Annotated in this window: 22 protein-coding genes; 5 read left to right on the forward strand and 17 right to left on the reverse strand. The window is 38.9% G+C overall.

The window, feature by feature from the left end; genetic code table 11:
- Positions 1-98 precede the first annotated feature (98 nt).
- The 5 genes from FD29_RS08125 to FD29_RS08145 form a co-directional block, all read right to left on the reverse strand.
- Positions 99-302, reverse strand: coding sequence for a hypothetical protein (locus FD29_RS08125; protein WP_057888442.1), 204 nt, complete (start codon positions 300-302; stop codon positions 99-101).
- Positions 303-572: 270 nt separating this feature from the next.
- The gene (alr, locus tag FD29_RS08130) at positions 573-1685 is read right to left on the reverse strand and encodes an alanine racemase (RefSeq protein ID WP_057888443.1); all 1113 of its coding nucleotides are present in this window, start codon (positions 1683-1685) and stop codon (positions 573-575) included.
- 1 nt (position 1686) lies between these two features.
- Positions 1687-2046: a holo-ACP synthase gene (gene acpS / locus FD29_RS08135; RefSeq protein ID WP_057888444.1), complete on the reverse strand. Its 360-nt coding sequence runs from the start codon at positions 2044-2046 to the stop codon at positions 1687-1689.
- Between the two features lie 487 nt (positions 2047-2533).
- Positions 2534-4069, reverse strand: a complete 1536-nt coding sequence (gene cshA, locus FD29_RS08140; protein ID WP_057888445.1) for a degradosome RNA helicase CshA — start codon at positions 4067-4069, stop codon at positions 2534-2536.
- 82 nt (positions 4070-4151) lie between these two features.
- Positions 4152-5516, reverse strand: a complete 1365-nt coding sequence (locus FD29_RS08145) for a UDP-N-acetylmuramoyl-tripeptide--D-alanyl-D-alanine ligase (protein ID WP_057888446.1) — start codon at positions 5514-5516, stop codon at positions 4152-4154.
- A gap of 90 nt (positions 5517-5606) precedes the next feature.
- Between FD29_RS08145 and FD29_RS08150 the strand changes: the two genes are divergently transcribed.
- A complete protein-coding gene (locus FD29_RS08150; RefSeq protein ID WP_083477819.1) occupies positions 5607-6833 on the forward strand; it encodes a multidrug efflux MFS transporter in 1227 nt (408 codons plus the stop codon).
- A gap of 25 nt (positions 6834-6858) precedes the next feature.
- Here the strand turns inward: FD29_RS08150 and FD29_RS08155 are convergent, their stop codons facing one another.
- The 8 genes from FD29_RS08155 to FD29_RS08185 all read right to left on the reverse strand — a co-directional run bounded on the left by FD29_RS08155 (position 6859) and on the right by FD29_RS08185 (position 14720).
- The gene (locus tag FD29_RS08155; RefSeq protein WP_057888448.1) at positions 6859-7107 is read right to left on the reverse strand and encodes a type B 50S ribosomal protein L31; all 249 of its coding nucleotides are present in this window, start codon (positions 7105-7107) and stop codon (positions 6859-6861) included.
- Between the two features lie 105 nt (positions 7108-7212).
- The gene (locus tag FD29_RS08160) at positions 7213-8661 is read right to left on the reverse strand and encodes an ATP-binding cassette domain-containing protein (protein WP_057888449.1); all 1449 of its coding nucleotides are present in this window, start codon (positions 8659-8661) and stop codon (positions 7213-7215) included.
- A gap of 91 nt (positions 8662-8752) precedes the next feature.
- Complete coding sequence (locus FD29_RS11655) at positions 8753-9226, reverse strand: ATP-binding cassette domain-containing protein (protein ID WP_235804287.1); 474 nt, start codon at positions 9224-9226, stop codon at positions 8753-8755.
- Between the two features lie 2 nt (positions 9227-9228).
- On the reverse strand, positions 9229-10248 hold the full coding sequence (locus FD29_RS08165; RefSeq protein ID WP_235804288.1) for an ATP-binding cassette domain-containing protein: 1020 nt from the start codon (positions 10246-10248) through the stop codon (positions 9229-9231).
- A 241-nt stretch (positions 10249-10489) separates the two neighbouring features.
- Positions 10490-11770, reverse strand: coding sequence for a UDP-N-acetylglucosamine 1-carboxyvinyltransferase (locus FD29_RS08170; RefSeq protein WP_057888450.1), 1281 nt, complete (start codon positions 11768-11770; stop codon positions 10490-10492).
- A gap of 35 nt (positions 11771-11805) precedes the next feature.
- A complete protein-coding gene (locus FD29_RS08175; protein ID WP_057888451.1) occupies positions 11806-13419 on the reverse strand; it encodes a CTP synthase in 1614 nt (537 codons plus the stop codon).
- 166 nt (positions 13420-13585) lie between these two features.
- Positions 13586-14233: a DNA-directed RNA polymerase subunit delta gene (gene rpoE / locus FD29_RS08180; protein ID WP_057888452.1), complete on the reverse strand. Its 648-nt coding sequence runs from the start codon at positions 14231-14233 to the stop codon at positions 13586-13588.
- A gap of 46 nt (positions 14234-14279) precedes the next feature.
- Entirely contained in the window at positions 14280-14720 is a 441-nt protein-coding gene (locus FD29_RS08185) for a YwiB family protein (RefSeq protein ID WP_057888453.1), read from the reverse strand.
- 56 nt (positions 14721-14776) lie between these two features.
- Here FD29_RS08185 and FD29_RS08190 point away from each other — a divergent pair, with 56 nt between their 5' ends.
- The 4 genes from FD29_RS08190 to mscL all read left to right on the forward strand — a co-directional run bounded on the left by FD29_RS08190 (position 14777) and on the right by mscL (position 19892).
- Positions 14777-15589 carry a lipoate--protein ligase family protein gene (locus FD29_RS08190; RefSeq protein WP_057888454.1) on the forward strand — a complete coding sequence of 271 codons (813 nt, stop codon included), beginning with the start codon at positions 14777-14779 and terminating at the stop codon, positions 15587-15589.
- Positions 15589-16929, forward strand: coding sequence for an HD domain-containing protein (locus FD29_RS08195; protein WP_057888455.1), 1341 nt, complete (start codon positions 15589-15591; stop codon positions 16927-16929). Before FD29_RS08190 ends, FD29_RS08195 begins: the two co-directional genes overlap by 1 nt.
- A 130-nt stretch (positions 16930-17059) precedes the next feature.
- Positions 17060-18763, forward strand: a complete 1704-nt coding sequence (locus tag FD29_RS08200) for a glycerol-3-phosphate dehydrogenase/oxidase (RefSeq protein WP_057888456.1) — start codon at positions 17060-17062, stop codon at positions 18761-18763.
- A gap of 718 nt (positions 18764-19481) precedes the next feature.
- The gene (gene mscL, locus FD29_RS08205; RefSeq protein WP_057888457.1) at positions 19482-19892 is read left to right on the forward strand and encodes a large conductance mechanosensitive channel protein MscL; all 411 of its coding nucleotides are present in this window, start codon (positions 19482-19484) and stop codon (positions 19890-19892) included.
- Positions 19893-19944: 52 nt separating this feature from the next.
- Here mscL and FD29_RS08210 read toward each other — a convergent pair whose 3' ends face one another.
- From FD29_RS08210 to purR, 4 genes are all read right to left on the reverse strand, one after another.
- Positions 19945-20979, reverse strand: a complete 1035-nt coding sequence (locus FD29_RS08210) for a hypothetical protein (protein WP_083477820.1) — start codon at positions 20977-20979, stop codon at positions 19945-19947.
- A gap of 208 nt (positions 20980-21187) precedes the next feature.
- Entirely contained in the window at positions 21188-22171 is a 984-nt protein-coding gene (locus FD29_RS08215) for a ribose-phosphate diphosphokinase (protein ID WP_057888459.1), read from the reverse strand.
- Positions 22172-22185: 14 nt separating this feature from the next.
- Positions 22186-23574 (reverse strand): bifunctional UDP-N-acetylglucosamine diphosphorylase/glucosamine-1-phosphate N-acetyltransferase GlmU, encoded by a 1389-nt coding sequence (gene glmU, locus FD29_RS08220; protein ID WP_057888460.1) that lies wholly within the window; start codon positions 23572-23574, stop codon positions 22186-22188.
- A 74-nt stretch (positions 23575-23648) separates the two neighbouring features.
- Positions 23649-24491, reverse strand: a complete 843-nt coding sequence (purR, locus tag FD29_RS08225) for a pur operon repressor (protein WP_057888461.1) — start codon at positions 24489-24491, stop codon at positions 23649-23651.
- Positions 24492-24765 lie beyond the last annotated feature (274 nt).

Raw genomic sequence — 24765 nt, forward strand, 5'->3', positions numbered from 1 at the left:
CTACTACGGCTCACAGTGGACTTTCGCCACCAAGTTAGCGCCCATGCCGGGCGCACAACCAAAAACCTCATCGGTCCTATCAACCGATGAGTTTTTTTCTATCTCCTTAATTTAAAAATCAATTTTATGTGTTTACGATTGAGTTCATCTTCCAGCGGATGCATTTTGAAGTAATGCAGTTGATATTTCTCCATCAAATCCTTTTGAAATTCATCCAAATAAGGCCGATTGCGATTCAACGTTATTTGATACCTCTTGTAGTCGCTATTTTTCATGAATTCATGCCACTTTTCAGTTTCCATGGCCAACACTTCTTTTCAAAATAATCTATTTATCCCAGAACCTACCTTGAGAATAACTCGATTAACAAAAGTCGGTTAGTAATTTCACTCAAAACTTTTAACAAAATACAAAACATAATCTAACTGCATGAATACCTTCTAATCATGGCAGAATTCATCGTAGCAGGCTTTTCACTAAGATCATGAATAATTGATGGCATTTTCTGAAAACATCATATAAAGCATCTTATTGGGGTTCTCGTAAGCAGTAAAAAATTCAATTATTTTCGCTTAGTATTTATAAACTCGAGGCAATCTCTCGCTCAAGCAGCAAAGAATTTCATAATTAATTGTACCAGCATATTTTGCAGCATCAGTAGCGGTGATCTCTTCGTCGCCATCTTTACCGATCAGTGTGACCTTCGTTCCAACTGGCAATTCACCTGGTAGTCTGACCATGAATTGATCCATGCAGACACGACCAACATTTTGACAACGTTTGCCATTGATCAAGACATCGCAGCCCTGCATTCTTCTCAACCAGCCATCAGCGTAGCCAACTGGGACAGTTCCGATCCACTCATCCTTGTCAGCTGTGTAAGTAGCACCGTAACCGATACTTTCGCCAGCTTTAACTTTTTTAACAAAGACCAATTCGGAATAGAAACTCAAAGCAGGTTCTAGTTTAAAAGGCAAATCTGTGATATCTGTTTGAGATGGATTCAAGCCATACAAAGCAATTCCATATCTGACCATATTGATAGCTAGATCTTTGTGCCAGAGAGCTGTAGCTGAATTAGCGCAGTGAACGTAAGTAAATTTAGTAGGTAGATCACTGGACATTTCTTTGAAACGATTAACTTGTTTTTCAAAGTATTTTTCATCGGGATTATCGGCGGTAGCGAAATGTGTGAACAATCCTTCAGGAATAAAGGCATCCTTGTGGTCATTCAAAAATTCACAGGCCTCGATCAAATCAGCTTTTTCTTGAAAACCGATCCGGCCCATGCCACTGTCAATCCCCAAATGGACCTTCAAATTAGTTACACGAAGCTGAACGGCAACTTTCAACCAATCTAAATTACCCACAGTTAGCGAAATATTAGCCCGTGCGGCAACTTTAGCATATTCGACAGGAACTATACCCAAAACTAAAATAGGTGCTTCTACGCCACTGTTACGGATTTCTAGAGCTTCATCAAGTGTGGCGACACATAACCCAGCAGCACCAAATTCGATCTCTGACTTAGCAACCTTGACCAGACCATGGCCATAAGCATTAGCTTTAACGACCGCAAAGACTTTTGTGCCTTCAGGTACGGCCTCTAGTTCGTTTTGAAGATTTTGCTTTAACTTAGTCAAGTCCACTTCGACATAGGCTGGACGGTGAATTGATGGTAACATTTTATTCTGCCTCCTCTAGAATAACTTCGGTTATTACTAGCTCATCTGTATCGGAAATCGATACGTGAATATTTCCTTTAAAAATATCAGTCTTGATATAAGGCTGTCCTGACTTATGGTTTAACACACTTAAATCATGAAAACCAATGCCAACTAACCCAGTTCCCATAGCTTTCGTGAAAGCCTCTTTGACGGAAAAACGACCGGTCAAATAAGTCATCTTAGCTTTCTCAGTATTCAATGAGTTGAAAACTTCGATTTCATCTTCATTCAAGATTTTTTCTAAAAAGCGCGGATGACGACCATAAATCTTACGTACTCGGTCTATTTCCGCAATATCTATACCCAATCCTTTGATCATATGTCTTCTCACAATCTATTTTTTTGGTTCTTTCTGGGTTTTGGTTATTTTCTATACTTCCCGTCTTCCATGAAGTTCCAGCGTCCACCAGAATTTCATTCCAGACTAAACAATTACTTTTTTGTTTTGCAGGAATAATATCGTGGATTCTCCTCTTGCATATCTAAATAATTGTCTATAACCAAAATTAAAAAAGAACTTTTTAGAGTCTCAACCGGAAAAGATGCATCTTCCAAATTGAAGTAAAGCACAGAAATGAAATTTATGCAGTTGGTTTTTACCAAAACTGCTACTTATATAGTTTAAGCCTAAATGATATCATTTTGATACCGCTTTACAAGTTCAATCCATTTCTTTATGCTAAACTTTCCAAAGTGCCAACCGAGCCTACTCTAATCCAGTATCCTCTAGTTTATTTTACTGTATAAAAAAAGACAAAGTAAAATGATTTACCTTGTCTTAATTAAAAATATTATTTTTTAAATGATTATTTTTCTAGATTTGTTCTGATCTTGAATGACTTTTTGCTACGACCATTACGTTTGTTGTCATGTTCGCGACGCTTGCCACCTCGGTCATCACGACGGCCACCTTCACGGTGATCGCTGTTGCTACGGTGACGACGGTGATCTCCACCACCACGGTGTCCGTTATATTTACCACGACGACCGTGACCTGAACGACTTTGACTAACCTTACGTGAAGGAAGTGGTCTTTCAGGAGCAATCTTAACTGGAACACTTTCAGCATCCTTGATGGCTTCACTCAAGAAGATACGAGTGATGTCCTCAGGAGAATATTCTGAAAGCAATTCTTTAACAGCATCGTCGAAACGATCTAGGTGCTTGTCATGTTCCAAAGTATCCTTGATATCTTGTTTAACAGATTCAAGTTGACCTTTAAGAACGGCTTTGTCAGTAGGTGGAGCTAATGGTTCCATGCGCTTCTTAGTTAGGTTTTCGATTGTACGTAAGTAACCCATTTCGTTTGGTGTAACGAAAGTTACTGACACACCAGAGTGACCGGCACGACCTGTACGGCCAATACGGTGAACGTAACTGTCAGGATCTTGAGGAATATCATAGTTGTAAACGTGTGATACACCAGAAATATCCAAACCACGAGCAGCAACATCAGTTGCAACAAGGAAGTCTAGCTTGCCAGCTTTGAACTTACGTAAAACGCTAGTACGTTTGTCTTGTGACAAGTCACCGTGAATACCTTCAGCGTTGTAGCCACGAGCTTGCAAACCACGTGTCAATTCATCAACACGACGCTTTGTACGACCGAAGATCAAAGCAAGTTCTGGTGCTTGAACGTCGAAGAGACGTGTCATCAAATCAAACTTTTCAAATTCTTTGGCTTTAACGAAGTATTGTTCAATCTTGTCAGCAGTTAATTCTTTTGACTTGATCTTAACAACCTTAGGATCGGTCATGAACTTGTCAGCAATCTTCATGATTGGCTTAGGCATTGTAGCTGAGAAGAGCAATGTTTGGTGCTTGTTAGGAACGTTTGATAAGATACTTTCGATATCTTCAACGAATCCCATGTCCAACATTTCATCAGCTTCATCAAGTACGACTGTCTTGACGGTGTGTAGCTTCAAGGTGTGACGGTTAATGTGATCAAGCATACGGCCAGGAGTACCTACAATAATTTGTGGGTGACTCTTCAAAGCACGAATTTGGCGTCTGATATCAGAACCACCATAAACACTTTGAACCTTAACATGCTTTTCTTTACCCAAACGGTATAATTCTTCTTGTGTTTGGATAGCTAATTCTCTAGTTGGTGAGATAATCAATGCTTGAATATCGCTCGATTGAGTATCAACGGCATTTAGCAATGGTAAGCCAAAGGCTGCCGTCTTACCTGTACCAGTTTGAGCTTGTCCGATGACGTCATCACCTGTCATAACTAGCGGAATAGTTTGAGCTTGAATAGGTGTAGTTTCTTCAAAACCGGCTTCGTCTACGGCACTCAATAATCTGGGATCTAAATCTAATTCTTTAAATTTCACAAATGTCCTCCATTTTTAAACACGATAAAATAACAATTTGACTACTTTACCACGTTTTGTATACAAACTCAAATGACAACCTCTAAATTAAATCATGTAAAACGTTTTCTAAGTGAATTCCATGACTGGCCTTCAACAAGACGGTGTCACTTGGTTTTAATTCTGTTTCTAAATCTTTGGTCAAATCAGTTAGTTGATCTTTACCATACCAAAGAAGGTCGGACGTCTCATACTTATGGCTGATTTTTTCGCGCAAGTATTTCATATCGTCGCCAATAAGATAGACTTTTGCAAAATCATCCGCATTAATATATGGAGCTAAGGATTCATGCAACTTCTCGGAAGCATCCCCGAGCTCTAGCATATCTCCCAAAACAATCAACTTACGGCCGTCAGTCTTGATAGCTTTTAAACTATTCAAAACTTCAATAGCTGCCGTTGGATTAGAATTGTAGACATCACTCAAAATATCAGCACCATTTTTGGCTTTCAGCCATTCGGTTCTATTTTCTGTTACAAATAATTCACTCAAAGCCTTTTGCATAGCTTCTGGTTTAATATGAGAAATTTGACCAACTAATAAAGCTGCCAGAGCATTATTTACATTATATTCACCCATCATTGGAATTTCGAATTCCAAATTAGGCCATAGATTAGTTGTAAATTTAGTAGTCGTCTTCCCTGGTTTGATATCAGTTGCGTACAAGTTGTTGCTGTCGTGATTACCAAAAGTCAATTTAGCTTGTTCGATCTTTTTGGCTCTTTCCAACAACAGTGGTTCGTCGCCATTGAAAATAAAGGTCCCATCTTCTTGAAGATGATTAGTTATTTCCATTTTAGAGTCCGCAATTCTGTCTCTCGTACCAAAGAATTCAATATGTGCTTCACCAATCATTGTAATGACCGCAATATCAGGATTGGCAATACTACTCAAATGATCCAGTTGACCAAAACGATCCATTCCCATTTCAACGACTAACACTTCAGTATTAGTTGGCATGTTTAGAATCGTAAAGGGTACCCCGATCTCATTGTTAAAATTATTAGGCGTTTTAGCAACATTATTGCTAGAACTCAAAATCTTAGCAATCATATCTTTAGTAGTAGTTTTACCATTGCTACCCGTTACGGCCACAACTTTAGGATTAACTTTATTTAAATAATACTTGGCTAATGTTTCAAACGCGTTCGAAACATTCTTAACGACAACATACGCGATCTTGTCATTAGGAATATCATGATCGCTTTGCCAGATAGTAGCACTCACTCCGTTGGCGATCGCACTGTTGATAAATTCGTGTCCATCACGTTCCCCTTGTAATGGAAAGAACAGGTCGCCCTTTTTAGCTTTACGGCTATCGAAGCAAACTCCGGTTATTTCAACATCTTCAATGCTATCACTTTGAATTTTTAATGCGGAGTAAACTTCTCTCAACTTCATCTTCATGAATAAACTTCCTCAATTTCAAAAAATTAATTTGTAAGATATAAACAAAAAAAAGAGTATACTAAATTACTTAGAAAGGATTTGATGTATATGACATCTAGTACAAACGATGTTTCTGAGCCGAATAACTATTGGAAGAGAAATCTAATAGTCCTTTGGTTCAGTACCTTTGTATCAGGTATTGGCTTCAGTATGATAACACCCTTTATGCCATTATACATTAACCAGTTGGGTAATTTCACAAAAAGTCAGCTTGTCATCTGGAATGGTATCGCCTTTTCATCGACATTTCTAGTCATGGCGATCATTTCGCCAGTCTGGGGTAAAATAGCTGACCGACGTGGTCGAAAATTGATGCTGATCCGAGCATCTTTAGGTATGGCCATCGTAATTTTCCTTCAGGCCTTCGTAACTGCCCCTTGGCAATTAGTTGTGTTAAGACTCCTTCAAGGTGTCTTCAGTGGATTCGTCAGTAATTCTAACACGTTGATTGCTTCGACAGCACCCAGAGCTGAAAGTGGAAAAGCCTTAGGTACCTTGAATACCGGGGTAATCTCCGGTACTTTGTTGGGCCCACTGGTCGGCGGTGTTATCGCTCAGTATTTCGGTTATCGGATTCCCTTCATGATAACTGGTTCATTACTTTTCATAGCTTTTATTTTAGTTACGATCTTTATTAAGGAAGATTTCAAACCAATTCCTAAGGGACAAGAGGAATCAACTAAAGAAATTTTCCACAAGTTGAAAAATCCCAATTTAATTTTAGCAATGTTCGTTACGACAATGATCATCCAAACTTCTAACAACTCTATCAACCCCATCATCAGTTTATACGTTAAACAATTGATGCACGGTTCCAGTCAAGTTACCTTGGTTGCTGGTGTCGTTGCTGCGATGCCAGGGATTGCCAATATTATTGCCGCACCAAGATTTGGTGCTTTAGGTGATAAAATCGGAACTGGAAAAATCCTGATCGGTGGTTTGATTTTCGCTGTATTAGTCTATATTCCCCAAGCCTTCGTTACTAACGTTTGGCAACTGGCTATCTTACGATTCCTTGTTGGTATCTCCGATGCTTGCTTGGTTCCCCAAGTTCAGACGATTTTAGCCAAGTATACTGATCCTAAATACACGGGACGTATCTTTGGTTATAACCAGTCCTTCCAGTCAGTCGGAAATGTCTGTGGCCCATTACTGGGATCTTCTATTTCCAGTGTCATGAGCTACTCGGCTGTTTTCATAAGTACCAGTGTCCTAGCTTTGATCAATTTCGGTTGGGTATTTTCACATTTGAAGCCAAAACAAGCAAAAAAATAAACCATCCAAGCGGATGGTCTTTTTTTTACTTGTTTGACATACCATATTTCTTGTTGAAACGATCGATACGACCATCTGCTTGAGCAAACTTTTGTTTACCTGTGTAGAATGGGTGTGAATCTGATGTGATTTCAACACGGATCAATGGGTAATCTTTACCTTCATAATCAGTTGTTTCTTTTGAGTTCATAGTTGAACCAGCTAAGAATTTCTTACCTGTTGATGAATCCATAAATACAACTTGGTGGTATTCTGGGTGAATTCCTTGTTTCATATTAATGTGCTCCTTTGCCATAAATCCTTACCGGAAATATAGATTATATTAACTAACAGTGTTTAATATTATCATGACTTAATCAAATTTTCAATACCCTACTATTTAATGAAACTTGATTTTTTGCGTCGCCACTTGGTTGATTAAATCCTGATCATGGTCGATCAAAAGCATACTAGGTTTTTGGGTTTTCAAAACGGCAATGATCTGTTGTCTAGTAATGACATCCAAATAATTCAACGGTTCGTCCCACAAATACAAATTAGCCTGTTGGGAAAGGCTCAGTGCCAAGGCTACCTTTTGACGTTGACCTTGACTCATTTCTTCCACAGGATATTCAAACAGTTGACGTTCAAAACCCAATTTACGTAAATTCGAGTAAATTAACTCTAATTCAATTTTTTTATCCACAGCTAACTGCTTGATTGATCCTTTTAAGGTATTATTTTGAGCCAAATACGAAATTTTTAAGCTTTTTACCAAATTAATCGTTCCTGTCTGTGCAAAAGGTTGTTTTATACCGAGGAGCTGCTTAAAAATTGTCATCTTGCCGATACCATTTTGACCCTCAAGTGCTACGATCTGATGCCGATTCAAGCTGAAATCTAACGTGGGCGTTACGAAAGTACCATTTTTTAAGGTCATGTTATCCACATGTAACAAGATTTCTGGATATTTTAAATCCTCATAATTCAAAACTAATGGTGCTTCAACCTCAATATTTTTCAGCAACTGCTGTTTTTCATCAATTGCTTGATCGACCCGCCGAGCTAGTGTCTTCGACTTTTTCATCATCTTCCGGCCGGTACTGTCAGGGTTTTGACTCTCCGACTGCTTGGCCCAGTTTGCTCTTTTAACAGCCGTCTTGTGCAATCTTTGAATGTCATTTTTAAGCTGATGCTTTTGGGACATTTCCAGTTGTAATTGATTCTCATTGGCAGTTTCCCAAGTATCGAAGTTGCCCTTATAAACTGTGACGTCACTGCGATTGATGGAAATAACATGATCAATTATTTGATTGAGAAAGGTTTTGTCGTGACTGATCACGATGAAGCCTTTTTTGTTTTGCAAATAGTCTGCAACGACTTTTCTGCCGGCAATGTCCAGATGATTAGTCGGTTCATCCAACAGTTGAAATCCAGCTTCATCAACGAAAAGTGTCGCTAACAAAACCTTCGTTTGTTCTCCCGGACTCAAAGTCTCAAATGCTTGCTGCAAAACTTCTTCACTCAACTGCAATTGTTCCATTTCCATTTCAATTTTCCAAAAATCATAATCCTCTAAATCGGTTAAGGATTGGATAACCTCCAGAGTTGTTTGACTCCGGTCTGAGACAGTCTGTGGATAATAATTAAAATTCAAATCTGAAATAATTTGTCCTTGATAAGTTAATTGCCCCAACAACATTTTCATTAAAGTTGTCTTCCCACGGCCATTGCGGCCAATCAAGCCTAACTTCCAACTGGAATCGATTTTTAAATTTAAATCCTTGAAGATATCCGTCGTCATTTGATGATATTTGAAGCTAACATTTTTTATTTGTATGGTTCCCATTTAAAACACCTCACTGAGGCGTAGTTCAACTAATTAATTATTCAATTTTTACGACACAAAGAAATTAAGTCCAAGTTAAACTACATACTTTTTAATAGTTGCGTAAATAAATTTTTTCCGTAGCTACGGCATCAATCAAGTCTTGATCGTGATCGATCAATAACATCGTTGGCTTTTGTTTTTGGATAGCTGTGATGATCTGTTGTCTGGTAATGACATCTAAGTAATTCAACGGTTCATCCCAGAAGTATAAATTAGCTTTCTCCGACAAACTCAAAGCTAAAGCGACTTTGCGTCGTTGACCTTGACTCATCTGTTCAACTGGCTGTTCAAAGAGATAACGTTCAAAGCCCAACTTGCGTAGATTCGAATAAACCATTTCGGGTTCGATATGTTTGTCGATTGCTAATTGTTTAATATCACCAGTCAATTCGTTGTCTTGACGCAGATAAGAAATTTTCAAATTATTAGCGACCTTGATATCCCCTGTCTGGATAAAAGGTTGTTTGATTCCTAAAATCTGACGGAAAATCGTCGTCTTGCCGATACCATTCTTGCCGATCAAAGTTACGACATGATTTTTTTTGACTTTGAAGCTAATGGCGTGGTGATATCTTCGTGTTGCAATGATAAGTTATCCACATCCACCAATACGTCGGGATGACTGACAGTTTCATAATTCAACGTGATCGGTTCTTCAATTTCGATATTTTTCAAGAGCTTTTGTTTGGCCGATATTGCCGAATTGACTCGTTTCTCAGCTGTTTTGGCTTTCTTCATCATCTTGGCTGACTTGTGACTGATAAAGCCTTTATCCAAATTCACGCTTTCCTTGTAACGATTTTTGTTCTTCTGTGCTTCAGCCGAATTGGACCAATTTTCACGTTTGACGGCCGTCTCATGTAACCGATGGATATCTTTTTTCAACTGATCTTTTTGTTCCAATTCTTGATTGTCTTGGCAATCCTTGTTTTCTTGCCAAGTATCAAAGTTGCCTTTGTAAACATCGACGTCCGCTCGATTGATCGAAATAACGTGGTCGATGACTGGATTTAAGAAAGCTTTGTCGTGACTAATGACGATAAAGCCTTTTTTACTCTGCAAATATTTCGAAACGATCTTTCGCCCTTCAATGTCCAAGTGATTCGTCGGTTCATCGATCAGCTGAAAACCTGATTCATCTACGAACAAGATTGCCAAAAGTACTTTAGTTCTTTCACCCGGACTCAAAGTTAGAAAATTCTGTTGTAAAACTTTTGTATCAACGTGCAATTTTTCTAACTCGATCTCGATTTTCCAAAGATCATATTCTTCCAAATGCGCTAATTGTTGCACGATCTGAACGGTTGGTAAATTTTTGTCAGGTACGGTCTGTGGATAATAATAAAAATTCAAGTTGGAAACGATCTTACCTTGGTAAGTTAATTTTCCTAACAACAAGTTCATCAAGGTTGTTTTCCCACGGCCATTACGACCGATCAAACCTAATTTCCAACTGGAATCGATTTTCAAATTCAACGATTCAAAGAGGTTATCCACCATTTGATCATATTTAAAACTGACATTTTCTATTTGAATAGTTCCCATTTAAAACACCTCATTTAAGGTGTAGATCAACTAAAAGCTTTATTTTTGTACAAAAAAAGGACGCTAAACAGCGTCCTTAAATATCTTTAAGGAAACACCGTCGAGACACACTAAGCCAAAGTCAAACTACACACTATATTTCTATAATTTGTAAATTTTGAATTTGAGCTTAGTTTCTCAACGGCGCACTTCCTCTCTTGTTTTAAACTATAAATAATTTTATCAGGTTAGATCATCCCTGTCAAGACTCAACTAGGTCATCTTCACCAATTAATTTTACATCGGCGTTTAGACAATGCAACTTCCAGACAACTTGATCGTAACCACGAAGGATATTTTCTGCATGATCGATGACGGTTTGACCATCAGCCAAAAGTCCAGCAATCATCAGACAAGCTCCAGCACGGATCTCATCGGCGGAAACATTGGCACCTTTCAACTTAGCGCCACCGTGAACGAAAATCAAATCATTTTCACTCGTGATGTCGGCTCCCATTTTGTTTAATTGGGAAATGTGTTTGACACGCTTTGGATAAATTGTATCAACGACCATTGCTTCGCCGCTAGCCATCATTAACAGCGGTGTGATCGGTTGTTGCAAGTCTGTCGCAAAGCCAGGGTATGGCATCGTCTTGATATTGACAGCCTTCAATTTAGGAGAAGGTTTAACGTAAATACTGTCTTCGCCGACTTCCAAATTAACGCCCATTTCATCAAGTTTAGCTAGGAAAGCATCCAAATGTTCACTGATGATATTTTTCACCAAAATACCACCACCATTAGCTGCAGCTAAACTTAAATATGTTCCTGCTTCAATACGGTCAGGAATAATTGTGTGAGCATTGTTTGAACGAAGCGTATCGACCCCTTCGATTCGGATCGTTTCAGTCCCAACTCCACGAATAACAGCACCCATGTTGTTCAAAAATGTTGCTAAATCAATGATCTCTGGTTCCTTAGCAGCATTTTCGATCACAGTCGTTCCTTTAGCTTTAACAGCTGCCAGAATAACATTGATCGTTGCACCAACTGAAACCATATCTAAAAAGATCTTAGCTCCTTTGAGGCCTTCTTCGGGTGTCGTGATGATGATTTGCCCGTGTTTGTTCTCAACGTGTGCACCTAATGCTTCGAATCCCTTGATATGTTGATCAATAGGACGTGGTCCAATATCATCGCCGCCGGGGAAACCAACTACAGCTTTACCAAAGCGTCCCAGCATAGCACCCATAAAATAATATGAGGCTCGCAAACTGCTTACTTTACCACTTGGTAATTCAGCAAATTGGATCTTTGTCGGATCAATTCGCAATACATCATTATTCATTTCTGAAGTAACGTTCATATCTTTCAAAATAGAACGTAAATTTTTTACATCTCTAATTTGGGGAACAGAATCTAACACTACAGGTGTATCAGACAAAATGGCTGCAGGAATCAGAGCTACGGTACTGTTTTTAGCACCACCGATCGTCACTTCACCTGATAATTTCTTTCCACCGTTGATTACAAGTTTTTGCATAATCTTTTTCCTAACTATATTTAACTAGAAGACGATTATAGGCTAACGTCTTCAAGGCCTGAAGCTGCACCGATGAATCCCTTGAACAATCCTTCTGGTTTAGTAGGTCTTGACAAGAATTCTGGGTGATATTGAGCAGCAACGAAGAACTTGTTCTTAGGAAGTTCAATAACTTCTACCAAGTGGTTGTCAGGTGAAACACCTGAGAATACTAGGCCAAGATCTTCAAATTGTTTGCGGTATTCGTTGTTGAATTCGAATCTGTGACGGTGTCTTTCTTGGATAACTGATTGGTTATCGTAAGCAGCAGCGGCAACAGAGCCTTCCTTTAGTTTACATGGATAAGCACCTAAACGTAAAGTACCACCTAGATCTTCGACATCTTTTTTATCAGCCATGATATCAATGATCTTGTGTGGAGCATTTTCATCAACTTCACCAGTTGTAGCATCTTTGATACCAGCAACGTTTCTAGCAAATTCAATACTTGCCATTTGCATACCTAAACAAATTCCAAGATATGGAACATCGTGTTCACGGGCATACTTAATAGTTGTGATCATACCTTCAAGGCCACGGTCACCGAATCCACCAGGTACTAGGATACCATCAGAATCCTTCAAGTAATCTTCCACATTGTCTTCTGTGATAAGATCAGCTGAAACTTTTTCTAGTTCTATTTCTGTATTATAAGCGTAACCTGCAGCACGTAGGGCTTCTGTTACAGAAATGTAAGCATCTTGTAATTTAGTGTATTTACCAACAAGGGTAATCTTTGTCTTGTGTTTCAAGTTGTGTACACGTTCAACCAACTTGTTCCAGTTAGCCATGTCAGCTTCCTTTGTATCCAAGTGCAAGTAACGACAAACGATATCATCGAAGTTTTGAGCTTGTAAGTTCAAAGGAATGTCATATAGTGAACTGGCATCACGTGATTCGATAACAGCTTCTGGATCAACGTCACAGAATGAAGCAATCTTGTCTTTCATGTTTTGTGGCATTGGCATTTCTGTACGAACAACCAAAATGTTTGGTTGAATACCGATTCCACGTAATTCCTTAACACTGTGTTGAGTTGGTTTTGTCTTCATTTCGCCAGCAGCCTTCAAGTAAGGTACTAGTGATGTATGGATGTAAACCACGTTTTCTGAGCCGACTTCGGCCTTCATTTGACGCAATGCTTCTAGGAATGGTTGAGATTCAATATCACCAACAGTACCACCGATTTCAGTAATGATAACGTCTGAATCAGTTGTTGTAGCAGCACGCATAATTTTTTGTTTGATCATATCTGTAATATGTGGAATAACTTGAACAGTTGCACCGTTGTAATCACCGTGACGTTCACGACGAATTACTTCAGAGTAGATCTTACCAGTTGTAACGTTTGAATACTTGTTCAAATCGTTATCGATAAATCTTTCGTAGTGTCCTAAATCAAGATCAGTTTCTGTACCATCGTTGGTAACATAAACTTCACCGTGTTGATATGGACTCATTGTTCCTGGGTCCACGTTGATATAAGGATCGAATTTTTGCATTGTCACCTTAAGGCCGCGATTCTTTAATAGTCTACCAAGGGATGCGGCAACAATTCCCTTACCTAATGATGAAACGACTCCACCTGTAATAAAAATGTACTTAGTCATAGCTTTCCTCCACATATTAATTCTAGGGATTTCTTACTCGCAAAAATAAAAAAGTCCCCTATTCAACATGAACAGGGAACTTGAAGTTGTCTATCTAATAGAGCCCGAACTATATAATACCGTGATATGTTCGAGTCGTCAAACTTTTAATTCAAAAAATTCAACTTTATTCGTCGTCGTCTTCTTCGTCATCATCTTCGTCGTCTTCATCAGAGAGGTCGATATCTTCGTCGTCAGTATCGTCATCGTCAGCATCAAACTCTGAAAGTTGACCTTCAATACCATCTTCTAGGCTATCATCCTTCTCATCATCATCGTCATCGTCGACAGATGTTAAGTCTGAATTAGTGAATTTAGATAAGTCTGGACCGTTGTCTGATGAGCCATCGCTGTCATCGTCATCGTCCATATCTGAACCAAGACCAGTGTCATCATCGTAATCAACAACATCGTCGTCTTCGTCATCATCACTCAAGAAGGCATTAACCTTTTGAGCTGCTTTATGAGTATTTTCAGTACCGTTATCTTCAGGGTGATTTACTTCTTCGTCAATAGAATCGTATGGATACCATTTACGTAGGCCCCAAACATTTTCACCAAGTGAAAGAAAACTACCATCATTATTCAAATCTGTATAGAATTGAGGAAGTGCTTCCTTGATGTCTTCGTCAGATTTACCTAAGTAGTCTTGAATTTCGTTAACGATGTCAGAAAAATTCATTACTTCTTTATTATTGTTGCTAAGAATCTCGTAAGCAACCTCAATCAATGAGAGCTCGTCTTTGTTTTGATCCTTGAATTTGTCAAACTTCAAACGTGTACACGTCCTTTCACAGCGTCTTACCTATAATGATATAGGTCTAAGCATTAAATATCAATCTAAACTTGTAATTTCCTATTACATTATTATCGTAAATCAAGTCATAATCAATGTTTATTTTACCAGAAAGTGGATTACTTACAATCTCGACTTGCGAATCTTTGGTAAATGTATCCAAAGGCATCGTACCATATTCTGTTTCCAAATGACCGTTGTTGTGTTGATGATGCGTAAAGTACAACAGTGAAGCCACATTGTTCTCCTTAGCAACTCGTTTGAGATGGATCTCGCCGTCTTCCGTAATCTTTACTAGGATCGAAGCAACTTGATCATTTTCCAGACTTTCGTTGAAACGAAGATAGATCGACTTGCCGATCTGAGTAAACTTGCCTGGTTCAGCAATCTTAGTCCGTGTTAATTCTCCTGATTGGAGCGTCTCAATATTTAATTCTACATTTATGTCAAAACTATTATTTTCCAATACCCTACTGCCTCTACATGATAAAATTATACTATCTTATTAAAAGAAGTGATTAAGTGAACAATACTATTATATTATACGACCAAAAAATAAGCTCTAACAAAGATATGCTTGTTCCATTTTCAGATACCGGTGCTATTTTAAAATTCGTTTCCGAAAATAACCAACCCGTAATCCACTTCTGGGTCACGCCACCAACTGTCATCTTAGGCATGCAGGACAAACGACTTGCAAATGTTCACGCCGGTCTTGATCTGCTATCCGAAAAAAATTATTTATTTTATTTACGTAATTCTGGTGGCCTAGGTGTGGTGACCGATGCAGGCATTCTCAACTGCACGCTCTTTTTACCCGACAAAGACAACCTCTTGATCGACGATGCCTACGAAAAAATGTACAACTTATTGAAGCAGGCTTTTTCCGAAAAAATTCAAACCGGTGAGATCAGTGATTCTTATTGTCCCGGAACTTATGATCTCAGTATCAACCGCCAAAAGTTTGCTGGTATCTCGCAACGTCGATCTGGCAATGCCGTTGCCGTCATGGCTTACATCAGCGTCACTGGCGATCAGAAAAAACGCAGTCAACTGATGAAAGACTTCTATGAAGTCAGCGATTTCCCCAAAAACCGATTTGAATACCCACACATCAATTTGCACGCCATGGAAAACCTCGATAAATTATTAGGAACCGATTTAGACATTGAAACTGCTAAAGAAAAAATCATCAACGTTTTATTGCAACAAAACTACCAAGTCGACCGTGAGGAATTTTTTATCATCCAAAATTCATTGCCTTACCGTGAAGCCTATAATAATACCTTAACCGACTTGATCAAACGTAATCAAAAGCTATTGGAGGAAAAATAATGTCAGACAACATCGAAATGTTACCAAGAGAAAAAGTTTTCCGCGATCCGATCCATAATTACATTCACATTCAACACAAAGTCATCCTCGACTTGATCAACACTAAAGAATTTCAACGGCTTCGGCGCGTAAAGCAGCTAGGGACTGCTTCGTTCACTTTCCAAGGAGCTGAACACTCCCGCTTCACTCACTGCATGGGCGTCTATGAGATCACTCGCCAAATCTGTGACAATTTTCAAAGAAACTATCCCACTAAAATTCCTGGGGATGGATTGTGGGATGACAACGAAAGATTAGTAGCTTTGTGTGCAGCCCTCTTACACGATGTTGGCCACGGTGCTTACTCGCACACTTTTGAACACATCTTCAACACCGATCATGAAATGTGGACCCAAAACATCATCACGTCTCCAGAAACTGAGATCAACCACGTCCTTCGTCAAGTTGCGGACGATTTTCCTGAAAGAGTTGCCGGTGTAATTGCTCACACTTATCCAAATCCTCAAGTCGTTCAAATGATTTCCAGTCAAATCGATGCCGACCGTATGGACTACTTATTGCGTGACGCTTACTTCACTGGTACTAAATACGGCATGTTCGACCTAACCAGAATCTTACGTGTCATGCGTCCTTATCAAGGTGGAATCGCTTTTGACAAAGATGGGATGCACGCCGTTGAAGATTACGTTCTCAGCCGTTTCCAAATGTATCAACAAGTTTATTTCCACCCAGTATCTCGGGGGATGGAAGTTGTTTTGACCAAGTTGTTGCAACGAGCCAAGGATCTTTACGAACACAATCACATGAATGACTTTGAGATGCCTAGTCTGTTGATTCCTTTCTTTGAAAACCACGTTTCAATCGACGACTATTTATTGCTAGATGACGGCGTACTCAATACTTACTTCATACTTTGGCAAAGTTATCCTGACGAGATTCTCAAAGATTTAGCTTACCGTTTCTTGTCACGTAAGCCATTCAAGTCATCCGAATACACTAATAAGACTAAACATTTATTACCACAACTAGCCGAAATGGTTGAAAATGTCGGTTTTGACAAAAATTACTACACCGCTACCAACACTAGCTACGACTTGCCTTATGATGTTTACAATCCTAATTCCAACAAGAGCCGTACGCAAATTGAGATCATGCAAGACGACGGTTCTTTGATCGAACTCTCGACCATTAGTCGTTTAGTCAACTCACTCACTGGTAAAATTTTAAGAGACGAGCGTTTCTACTTCCCTAAATCAATGTTGATCAAACAATCCGATGATCTTTTCAATGACGATTACGCCAAATTCCAAGAACATATTCACAATGATCAAATCGTTTGATAAATCGTTTTCAATTTTTCCGGGATTTTATTAAAATAGAGCTATGTTAATTTGATGTATTATTTGTGCAATTCTCAATCAATGAGATTATGCTTGTTTTGCCAAAACTGACAATTTACTGGAGGACAACATGACAGAATTTTCAGATAAAACTAGATCAAAAAATCTCCAAGCAATGCAAGATCAAGTACTCGACTTATTAGTTATCGGTGGTGGTATTACTGGTAGCGGCATTGCCTTGGATGCTCAAACAAGAAATATTCAAACTGGTTTAATCGAGATGCGCGACTTTGCTTCTGGAACATCCAGTCGTTCAACTAAGCTAGTTCACGGTGGCCTGCGTTATTTGAAACAAGCGGCCGTCAAAGAAGTTCACGAAGTCGGCAGCGAGCGAGCTATCGTTTATAACAATGCACCCCAAATAACAACGCCATTAAAAATGATGTTGCCATTTTACGAGGATGGAACCTTTGGCCCATTCACTACCGCAATCGGTTTGGATGTCTATGACCGTTTGGCTCAAGTTAAACCTGCTGAACGTAAATACATGTTAAATGCCCACGATGCTTTGGAACGTGAGCCTTACATCAAAGGTGAAAATCTCAAAGGTGCTGGGGTCTATGTTGAATATCGAACAGACGATGCCCGTTTAACTTTGGAAGTTCTCAAAAAAGCGCACGAAGAAGGTGCTCTGATCGCTAATTACGTCAAAGCAACTGGTCTCTTGTACGACTCAAGCAATAAAGTCTGTGGCGTAACTTTCAACGACTCCGTCACTGGAAAAATCGGCGAAATTCACGCTAAAAAAGTTATCAATGCTAGTGGCCCTTGGGTTGACGAGATTCGTGACATCGATCACTCCAACAAAGACAAGCATTTGCATTTGACTAAGGGCGTTCATTTAGTAATCGATCAGGAAAAGTTCCCTATTTCGAATTCAATTTACTTTGACACACCTTTCCATGACAATCGCATGATGTTCGCCATTCCACGTGAAGGCAAAACTTACGTTGGTACAACTGACACGACTTGGACAAAAGATCCCGCCGAACCAAATATTACCGCTACTGATGTCACTTACATCTTGTCAGCAGTCAATGAAATGTTTGATTTACCACAATATCTCACTCCCAAAGATGTCGAAAGTGGCTGGTCAGGCGTACGGCCTCTGATTCAAGAAGAAGGCAAAGCTCCTTCAGAAATCTCACGTAAAGATGAAATTTTCCAATCTGATTCTGGACTATTATCGATTGCTGGTGGCAAATTAACTGGTTATCGCAAAATGGCCGAAAAAATCGTCGATCGGGTCAGCCAACAATTAGCTTTTGAAACCAATTATGAATTTCAACCCGCTAGAACTAAAGACTTGCCTTTAAGCGGTGGCGACGTTGGTGGTGATTCCGGCTGGATGGAATTTTACGATAAGATGGTTCACGAAGGAATCATCAACTACGTCCTTGAACGCGAAGACTCCGAAAAATTAGTCCAACGTTACGGTTCCAATGTTGAAGACGTCTTCAAACTATTGCCTGATACTAAGACTAAAGCACGCTTACCAAGAGTTGACTGGGCCATGTTGACTTATGGTTTGGAAAACGAGATGGTTGAACACCCTATCGACTACTTGTTACGTCGCAGCAGTCAGATGCTATTCGACATCACGCATATGAAGACTATCAAGACACCGGTGATCGAATATATGGCTAAGTTTTACGATTGGGACGACGAGACCAAACAAAAACTTACTGATGAAGTCAATGAGAAATTAGCTTTGACCGATCTTTCAGACATTAAAAAACAGTATGCTGATTTTGTATTGAAAAAAAATAACTAGACGTTATTGTAGAATGCCGCCTTCCGATCAAAAGCTGATTGGGCTGGAACGTAGTGAGCACGACTTGGAGCCAATTTAAAAATTGTCTTCAAGCTCGGCAGTAATCTAAGCCAGCAAGGTACGCTGACTAAGATTAAACCACTACTGAGCCCATCAGCTTTTGCTCTCCAGGCTAGGGTTTTCGTTGTTTAGTTGGTATATATAATATTTGAGTAAAAATCATTAATAATATAAATATAGTTTTACATATAAGAAGGCCGTAATTCCTAAATTGTTAAGAATTACGACCTATTTTTGTACGATTTAAATTGTTAATGATAAGTATACAAGTATTTGCTATTTTGATACTTAATAAAACTGCCTATATCAATATCCCAAAACTCAAAATCCTTAAACCCTCTAGTCTGGAATGGAATTCTGGCGGATGCTCAGCCGTGGTAGTCTCTTGGCTGGCGTACCTTGCCAGGTTAGAGACAGACAAGCTTTGAAACAGTTCGTAGAACTGGTTCAAAGTTGCTCTCACTGCGTTCCAGCGTCCACCAGAATTTCATAGAAGACGGCAGTGAACGCTAACCCACCGCCACCAACCACATTAACATTACATCACCATTAAAATTTCAATAAATATTAATTTAACCACTTTAAAATTTCCCAAAATATAGTAAAGTGAAGCTTGTACTTTGCAAAAGGTAATATCAATGAAGGAGATTTGGCGAGAATGTTTAAGGAATTCCAAGAATTTATTTCCCGTGGTACTGTTGTTGACTTAGCCGTTGGTGTTATCGTTGGTGCCGCTTTTAACAGTTTGGTATCAGCGATTACTACTTACCTTTTAAATCCGCTAATTGGACTCATTATTGGTCAAATTGATCTATCAGATATGAAATTTCAAGTATTGGGAGCAACTTTCTTAATCGGTGATCTGGTAAACGCAATAATCAATTTCCTAATCGTCATGTTCGTTGTGTTCTTGATTGTCCGTACGATGAACCGTATGCGTCGTGATGGCTCACGTAGTAAATTCGATAAAGATGGTGAAGCCGTTCCTGATCCACAAACCGAATATCTACAACAAATTCGTGACTTACTAAGATACCAACAAAGAAATGATCATAACAACAGATATTAAAAGCAATAAATACCACTGACTTTTTGAAGGTCAGTGGTATTTTTTATGGCTTTTACTTCAATGGTGTAACAACTTTTAAATCTAAGGCCTGTAAGAAGCCACTGTCGCCATCAACGACCATTGGAATGACGTTGACACTTGGAGCAGCACTGGTTACATAACTTTCATCCAAAGGCATCATGCCGTCAATACTGATATCCAAGGATTTTGGCATACCTTCGATATGAATCTTATTGTCGATTGCAGGTGTCTTAACGACATCATCACAAATCTTGTGGACGTAAATCAAACTAACTTTCCTCTCTCCGTTGACCATGCCACTCATCGTAAACTTGTGGCCACAGAGAGTTCCCTTCTTAACGGTACCAAAGATTGGGTGCAAATCTTCAGGAGCCGTGTACCACTCGTGTTCGATCTTCATATCATCAAATTTAAATCCTAAACGTGCTCCCATCTCATAAACACCGGAGACGTAATATGAAGCGATACCCAGCTTGAGTTTATCCTGTGGAAATTTATCAGGATCCATGCCGTAACCAAATACTTTGACCCAACTTGAGTAATTGTGTTGGTCATCTTCACCGGATTGAACGGTGATTTTATCGACTCTACCCATCAAACCAGCTAGAACAGTTGGAATATATGATGCATAAGCTCCTGGCAACAAGCCAGTTGGTAAATATGAAACGCCATTTTCTTTAGCTGTATCATTGATCATCTTGTAAAGATCTGGCGTTGTTGCCTGTGAATAATAGATTGGCAGTGTAGTAACAACGTTCTTCTTAGCTTTGAGAACTTTACATACATCCATTGCACTTGGTGTAAATCCGCCTTTTTCATCACGAACCAAAGGTGTGTAATCCAAAACTACATCAGCATCCAATTTCAATGCTTCGTCAATATTATCAGTTACCGTTATACCAGTCTTTGGGAAATCAAAGATCTCACCGGCATCTTTACCGATCTTTTTAGGATCAACATCGACAGCCCCGACTAATTGCAAAGATTCTTTTTCTTGAATCATTCTAATAGCAGCTCTACCAACGTTACCGAGCCCCCAAACGATTACTTTATATCGTTTCATCATATCACCCCTAACTGGTCTTGAATCGGCCTCATCTATTGCTCATGTTATCACAAAGTTTGTCGATATTAAATAATTTATAAAAATTAAATCCTGGCGCTTCGGCAAGTATTTTTCGCAAAAAAAATCCCGTTGAATCAACCAAAACAGTTGATTCAACGGGATTTACATTATTTTTGAATTGGACGATATTCTGTCCATTCTTTTTTAACTATTTGTTATTTTTTCTTTCAAAACGAGTGTTGAACAATGGACTAACTGGGTCATTGTCGTGGACACGTTTGATAGCTTCACCGATAAGTGGTCCAACTGAAACTTGAACCATCTTGTCGATAACTTTTTCCTTAGGAAGATTGATTGAATCTGTAACAACCAATGTCTTGATTGGTGAAGCTTCAATTCTTTCGATAGCAGGGCCTGAAAGGATTGGGTGTGTACAACATGCGTAAACTTCAGTAGCACCGGCGTCAATAAGAGCTTGTGATGCTAGAGAAATTGTACCAGCAGTATCGATCATATCATCGATAATGATGGCACGTTTGCCTTTAACATTACCAATAATATTCATAACTTCGGCAACATTGGCACGAGGTCTACGTTTATCAATAATAGCAATTGGTGTCTTCAAGAATTCAGCAAGTTTTCTGGCACGTGTAACACCACCGTGGTCAGGTGAAACAACAACTGCGCCTTCTTCAAGGTGATTTGATAAGAAGTAATCAGCTAGTAATGGGGCACCCATCAAGTGATCAACTGGGATATCAAAGAATCCTTGGATTTGAGCAGCATGAAGATCCAAAGCAAGAACACGATCAACACCAGCACGTTCCAACATATTAGCAACTAATTTAGCAGTAATAGGTTCACGTGAACGTGACTTACGGTCTTGTCTAGCATAACCATAATATGGAATCACAACATTGATAACTGAAGCTGAAGCACGTCTAAGTGCATCAACCATGATCAATAGTTCCATCAAGTTATCGTTAACTGGAGCTGAAGTTGATTGAATCAAAAATACTTCAGAACCACGAATACTTTCATCGATATTAATTTGGATCTCACCATCACTAAAACGTGTAACTGATGATTTACCTAGTGGTACGCCAACTTCTTTAGCAATTTTTTCAGCTAAAGGCTTGTTAGAGTTCAATGCAAAAATCTTCATTGGTTGTTCATTATTTTGACATGACATTTAATTATTCACCCTTATTTCCATTCTTCACTTTTTGATAATGGTAATCTATTCCAAAAATCTTCTTTGTTTGTTTGTCTTTCACGTGCAATAGCCATTGCATGCTTTGGAATGTCGTTTGTGATCGTTGAACCAGCAGCGATGAATGAGTGATCAGCCATTTCTACTGGAGCAATAATATTAGAATTGCTACCGATGAATGAGTGGTCGCCGATTACGCTGCTCCACTTCTTAACACCGTCATAATTTACAAAGACAACTCCACAACCAACGTTGATGTCAGTTCCAAGCGTAGCGTCACCAATATATGTTAAGTGACCCACTTTAGTTCTGTCACCGATCTTAGCGTTCTTAATCTCACAGAAATTACCGACATGAACGTCACGGCCAATTTCAGCCTTTGGTCTCAAGTGAGAGTTAGGGCCGATATTGCTACCTTTGTGCATAACGGCACTTTCGATCGTAGAACTGATAACTTCAACGTTATCTTGGATCTCAGAATCTGAGATTCTTGAACCTGAACCAATGACACATTCTGAACCAATGGTTGTCTTACCAAAAATCTTAACGTTTGGTTCAATAACTGTATCGTTGCCGATCTCAACATCTACATCGATATATGTATTGTCGGGATCAACGATCGTAACGCCATCACGCATATGTGCTTCGTTGATACGGCGTTGCATGATCTTTTCAGCTTGTGACAAAGCAACACGATCATTGACACCCAATGATTCAGAAAGGTCAGCCATTTGATAGGCAGAAACTTTCTTACCTTGTTCTTTAAGCAATGAAATTACATCAGGCAAATAGTATTCGCCTTGGGCATTATCGTTCTTAACTTTGTGCAAGTTCTCAAACAATAACTTATTATCAAAAGCCAATACACCAGTATTGATTTCTTGGATTTCTTGTTCGCTTCTTGAGGCATCTTTTTGTTCAACAATTTTTTCAACATTGCCATTGTCATCACGGACGATACGGCCGTAACCAAATGGATTGTCAGCGTGCGCTGTTAAAATTGTAACGGCGGCACCCTCTTTTTCATGAAAATCTAAGAGATTTTCAAAAGTTTTTGCAGTGAACAATGGTGTATCACCAGTAACAACCAAGGTAATACCTTCCTTGTTACCAAGATCCTTTTCAGCTTGCAATACAGCATGACCTGTACCTAATTGCTCAGTTTGTAAAGCATATTTAGTTCTATCACCAAGTAATTCCTTGACCTTATCGGCACCATTACCAATAATTGTTTCAACTAAATCGGGTTTAATTTGTTCGATTTGAGTTAACACGTGATCAACCATGGCTCTACCAGCAACAGGATGCAATACTTTGTACAATCTAGACTTCATTCTTGTACCTTTACCAGCTGCAAGAATTATTACATAACGATTCGACATCAGAAACTCCCTTCAGTCATTCAAATATCCTTATATATAATAGCATTATTATATATAACTGCTCAATCAAGAATTTATTCAAAATAACTGAAATCGGTATTAGCCAAATAATTTCCTGGTTCAACGTTCAAAATTCGGTTTTGAGTATCGATTTTAGTTACTTTAAAAATAGAGGTAATGTCGCCATCACCGAATTGACTGTGAATATTAATATTCTCAGCAAAGACTGTGGCACCAACAAAAATGGCGTTGAATTCCGAGATCAAACTGCGCAATCCGTTGATAGTACCGCCGCCTTTCATAAAGTCATCAACGACAAGGACTCGTGAACCTTCATCCAAGCTACGTTTAGAAAGTTCCATTTTTTCAACTCGGTCAGACGACCCAGAGGCATAGTTGACACTAATTGTTGAGCCTTCAGTGATCTTGGAATCACGACGTACGATCACAAATGGAATATTCAAGAAATTAGCTACGCTTTGGGCGATTGGTATACCTTTTGTAGCCACCGTCATAACGACGTCGATCGAGCTTTGTGAATATTGAGTTGCAATCATTCGTCCGATTGTCCGCAATAATTCCGGATCAGCCAACAAATCAGTTAAGTATAAATAGCCCCCAGGTAAAATTCTCGTTGGTTCAACTAATTTCTTGGAAGTCTCTTCCACAAATTCAGTGGCTTCTTTTTTAGAAATTCCGGGTGTAAAGATAACTCCACCACCGGCACCGGGCAAAGTTTCCAAAACACCGATTCCTCTGATCATGAAAGTTCGGCGCAAAATCCCCAAATCCTCAGATATAGATGACTTAGCTGATTCATAACGATCGGCAAAAAATGCCAATGAAATCAATGTGTGTGGTCGTTCCAATAAATAGCGAGTCATATCAATTAAACGTTCGCTTCTTCGTGTTTTCATCTTTTTTTCTCCTAAAAACATATCTTCCTACAAGATTATAAAGCAAAACATAGAACAATTCATGTTTTTTTGGAAGTAAAACGGTTCATTATCCTAACTTTACAATTTTTTCCTTCCGTCTTCCATGAAATCCCGGTGGATTGTTGGAACACTGTGAGAGCAATCCACTAGGATTCCTTTCCTGATTTACATTATTTCTGGAAACCAAACTAACTTTAATTTCAATTATACAAAAAAAAAAAAAAAAAAAAAAAAAAAAAAAAAAAAAAATTTT

The organism is Companilactobacillus mindensis DSM 14500 (genome assembly GCF_001434275.1).
GTDB classification, from domain to species: Bacteria; Bacillota; Bacilli; order Lactobacillales; family Lactobacillaceae; genus Companilactobacillus; species Companilactobacillus mindensis.

Excerpts from the sequence above, each read along its gene's own strand:
- FD29_RS08125 (WP_057888442.1), bottom strand. The coding sequence starts at position 302 with ATGGAAACTGAAAAGTGGCATGAATTCATGAAAAATAGCGACTACAAG.
- alr (WP_057888443.1), bottom strand. The coding sequence starts at position 1,685 with ATGTTACCATCAATTCACCGTCCAGCCTATGTCGAAGTGGACTTGACT.
- acpS (WP_057888444.1), bottom strand. The coding sequence starts at position 2,046 with ATGATCAAAGGATTGGGTATAGATATTGCGGAAATAGACCGAGTACGT.
- FD29_RS08145 (WP_057888446.1), bottom strand. The coding sequence starts at position 5,516 with ATGAAGATGAAGTTGAGAGAAGTTTACTCCGCATTAAAAATTCAAAGT.
- FD29_RS08150 (WP_083477819.1), top strand. The coding sequence starts at position 5,607 with ATGACATCTAGTACAAACGATGTTTCTGAGCCGAATAACTATTGGAAG.
- FD29_RS08155 (WP_057888448.1), bottom strand. The coding sequence starts at position 7,107 with ATGAAACAAGGAATTCACCCAGAATACCACCAAGTTGTATTTATGGAT.
- FD29_RS08160 (WP_057888449.1), bottom strand. The coding sequence starts at position 8,661 with ATGGGAACCATACAAATAAAAAATGTTAGCTTCAAATATCATCAAATG.
- FD29_RS08165 (WP_235804288.1), bottom strand. The coding sequence starts at position 10,248 with ATGGGAACTATTCAAATAGAAAATGTCAGTTTTAAATATGATCAAATG.
- FD29_RS08170 (WP_057888450.1), bottom strand. The coding sequence starts at position 11,770 with ATGCAAAAACTTGTAATCAACGGTGGAAAGAAATTATCAGGTGAAGTG.
- FD29_RS08175 (WP_057888451.1), bottom strand. The coding sequence starts at position 13,419 with ATGACTAAGTACATTTTTATTACAGGTGGAGTCGTTTCATCATTAGGT.
- FD29_RS08195 (WP_057888455.1), top strand. The coding sequence starts at position 15,589 with ATGTCAGACAACATCGAAATGTTACCAAGAGAAAAAGTTTTCCGCGAT.
- FD29_RS08200 (WP_057888456.1), top strand. The coding sequence starts at position 17,060 with ATGACAGAATTTTCAGATAAAACTAGATCAAAAAATCTCCAAGCAATG.
- mscL (WP_057888457.1), top strand. The coding sequence starts at position 19,482 with ATGTTTAAGGAATTCCAAGAATTTATTTCCCGTGGTACTGTTGTTGAC.
- FD29_RS08210 (WP_083477820.1), bottom strand. The coding sequence starts at position 20,979 with ATGATGAAACGATATAAAGTAATCGTTTGGGGGCTCGGTAACGTTGGT.
- FD29_RS08215 (WP_057888459.1), bottom strand. The coding sequence starts at position 22,171 with ATGTCATGTCAAAATAATGAACAACCAATGAAGATTTTTGCATTGAAC.
- glmU (WP_057888460.1), bottom strand. The coding sequence starts at position 23,574 with ATGTCGAATCGTTATGTAATAATTCTTGCAGCTGGTAAAGGTACAAGA.
- purR (WP_057888461.1), bottom strand. The coding sequence starts at position 24,491 with ATGAAAACACGAAGAAGCGAACGTTTAATTGATATGACTCGCTATTTA.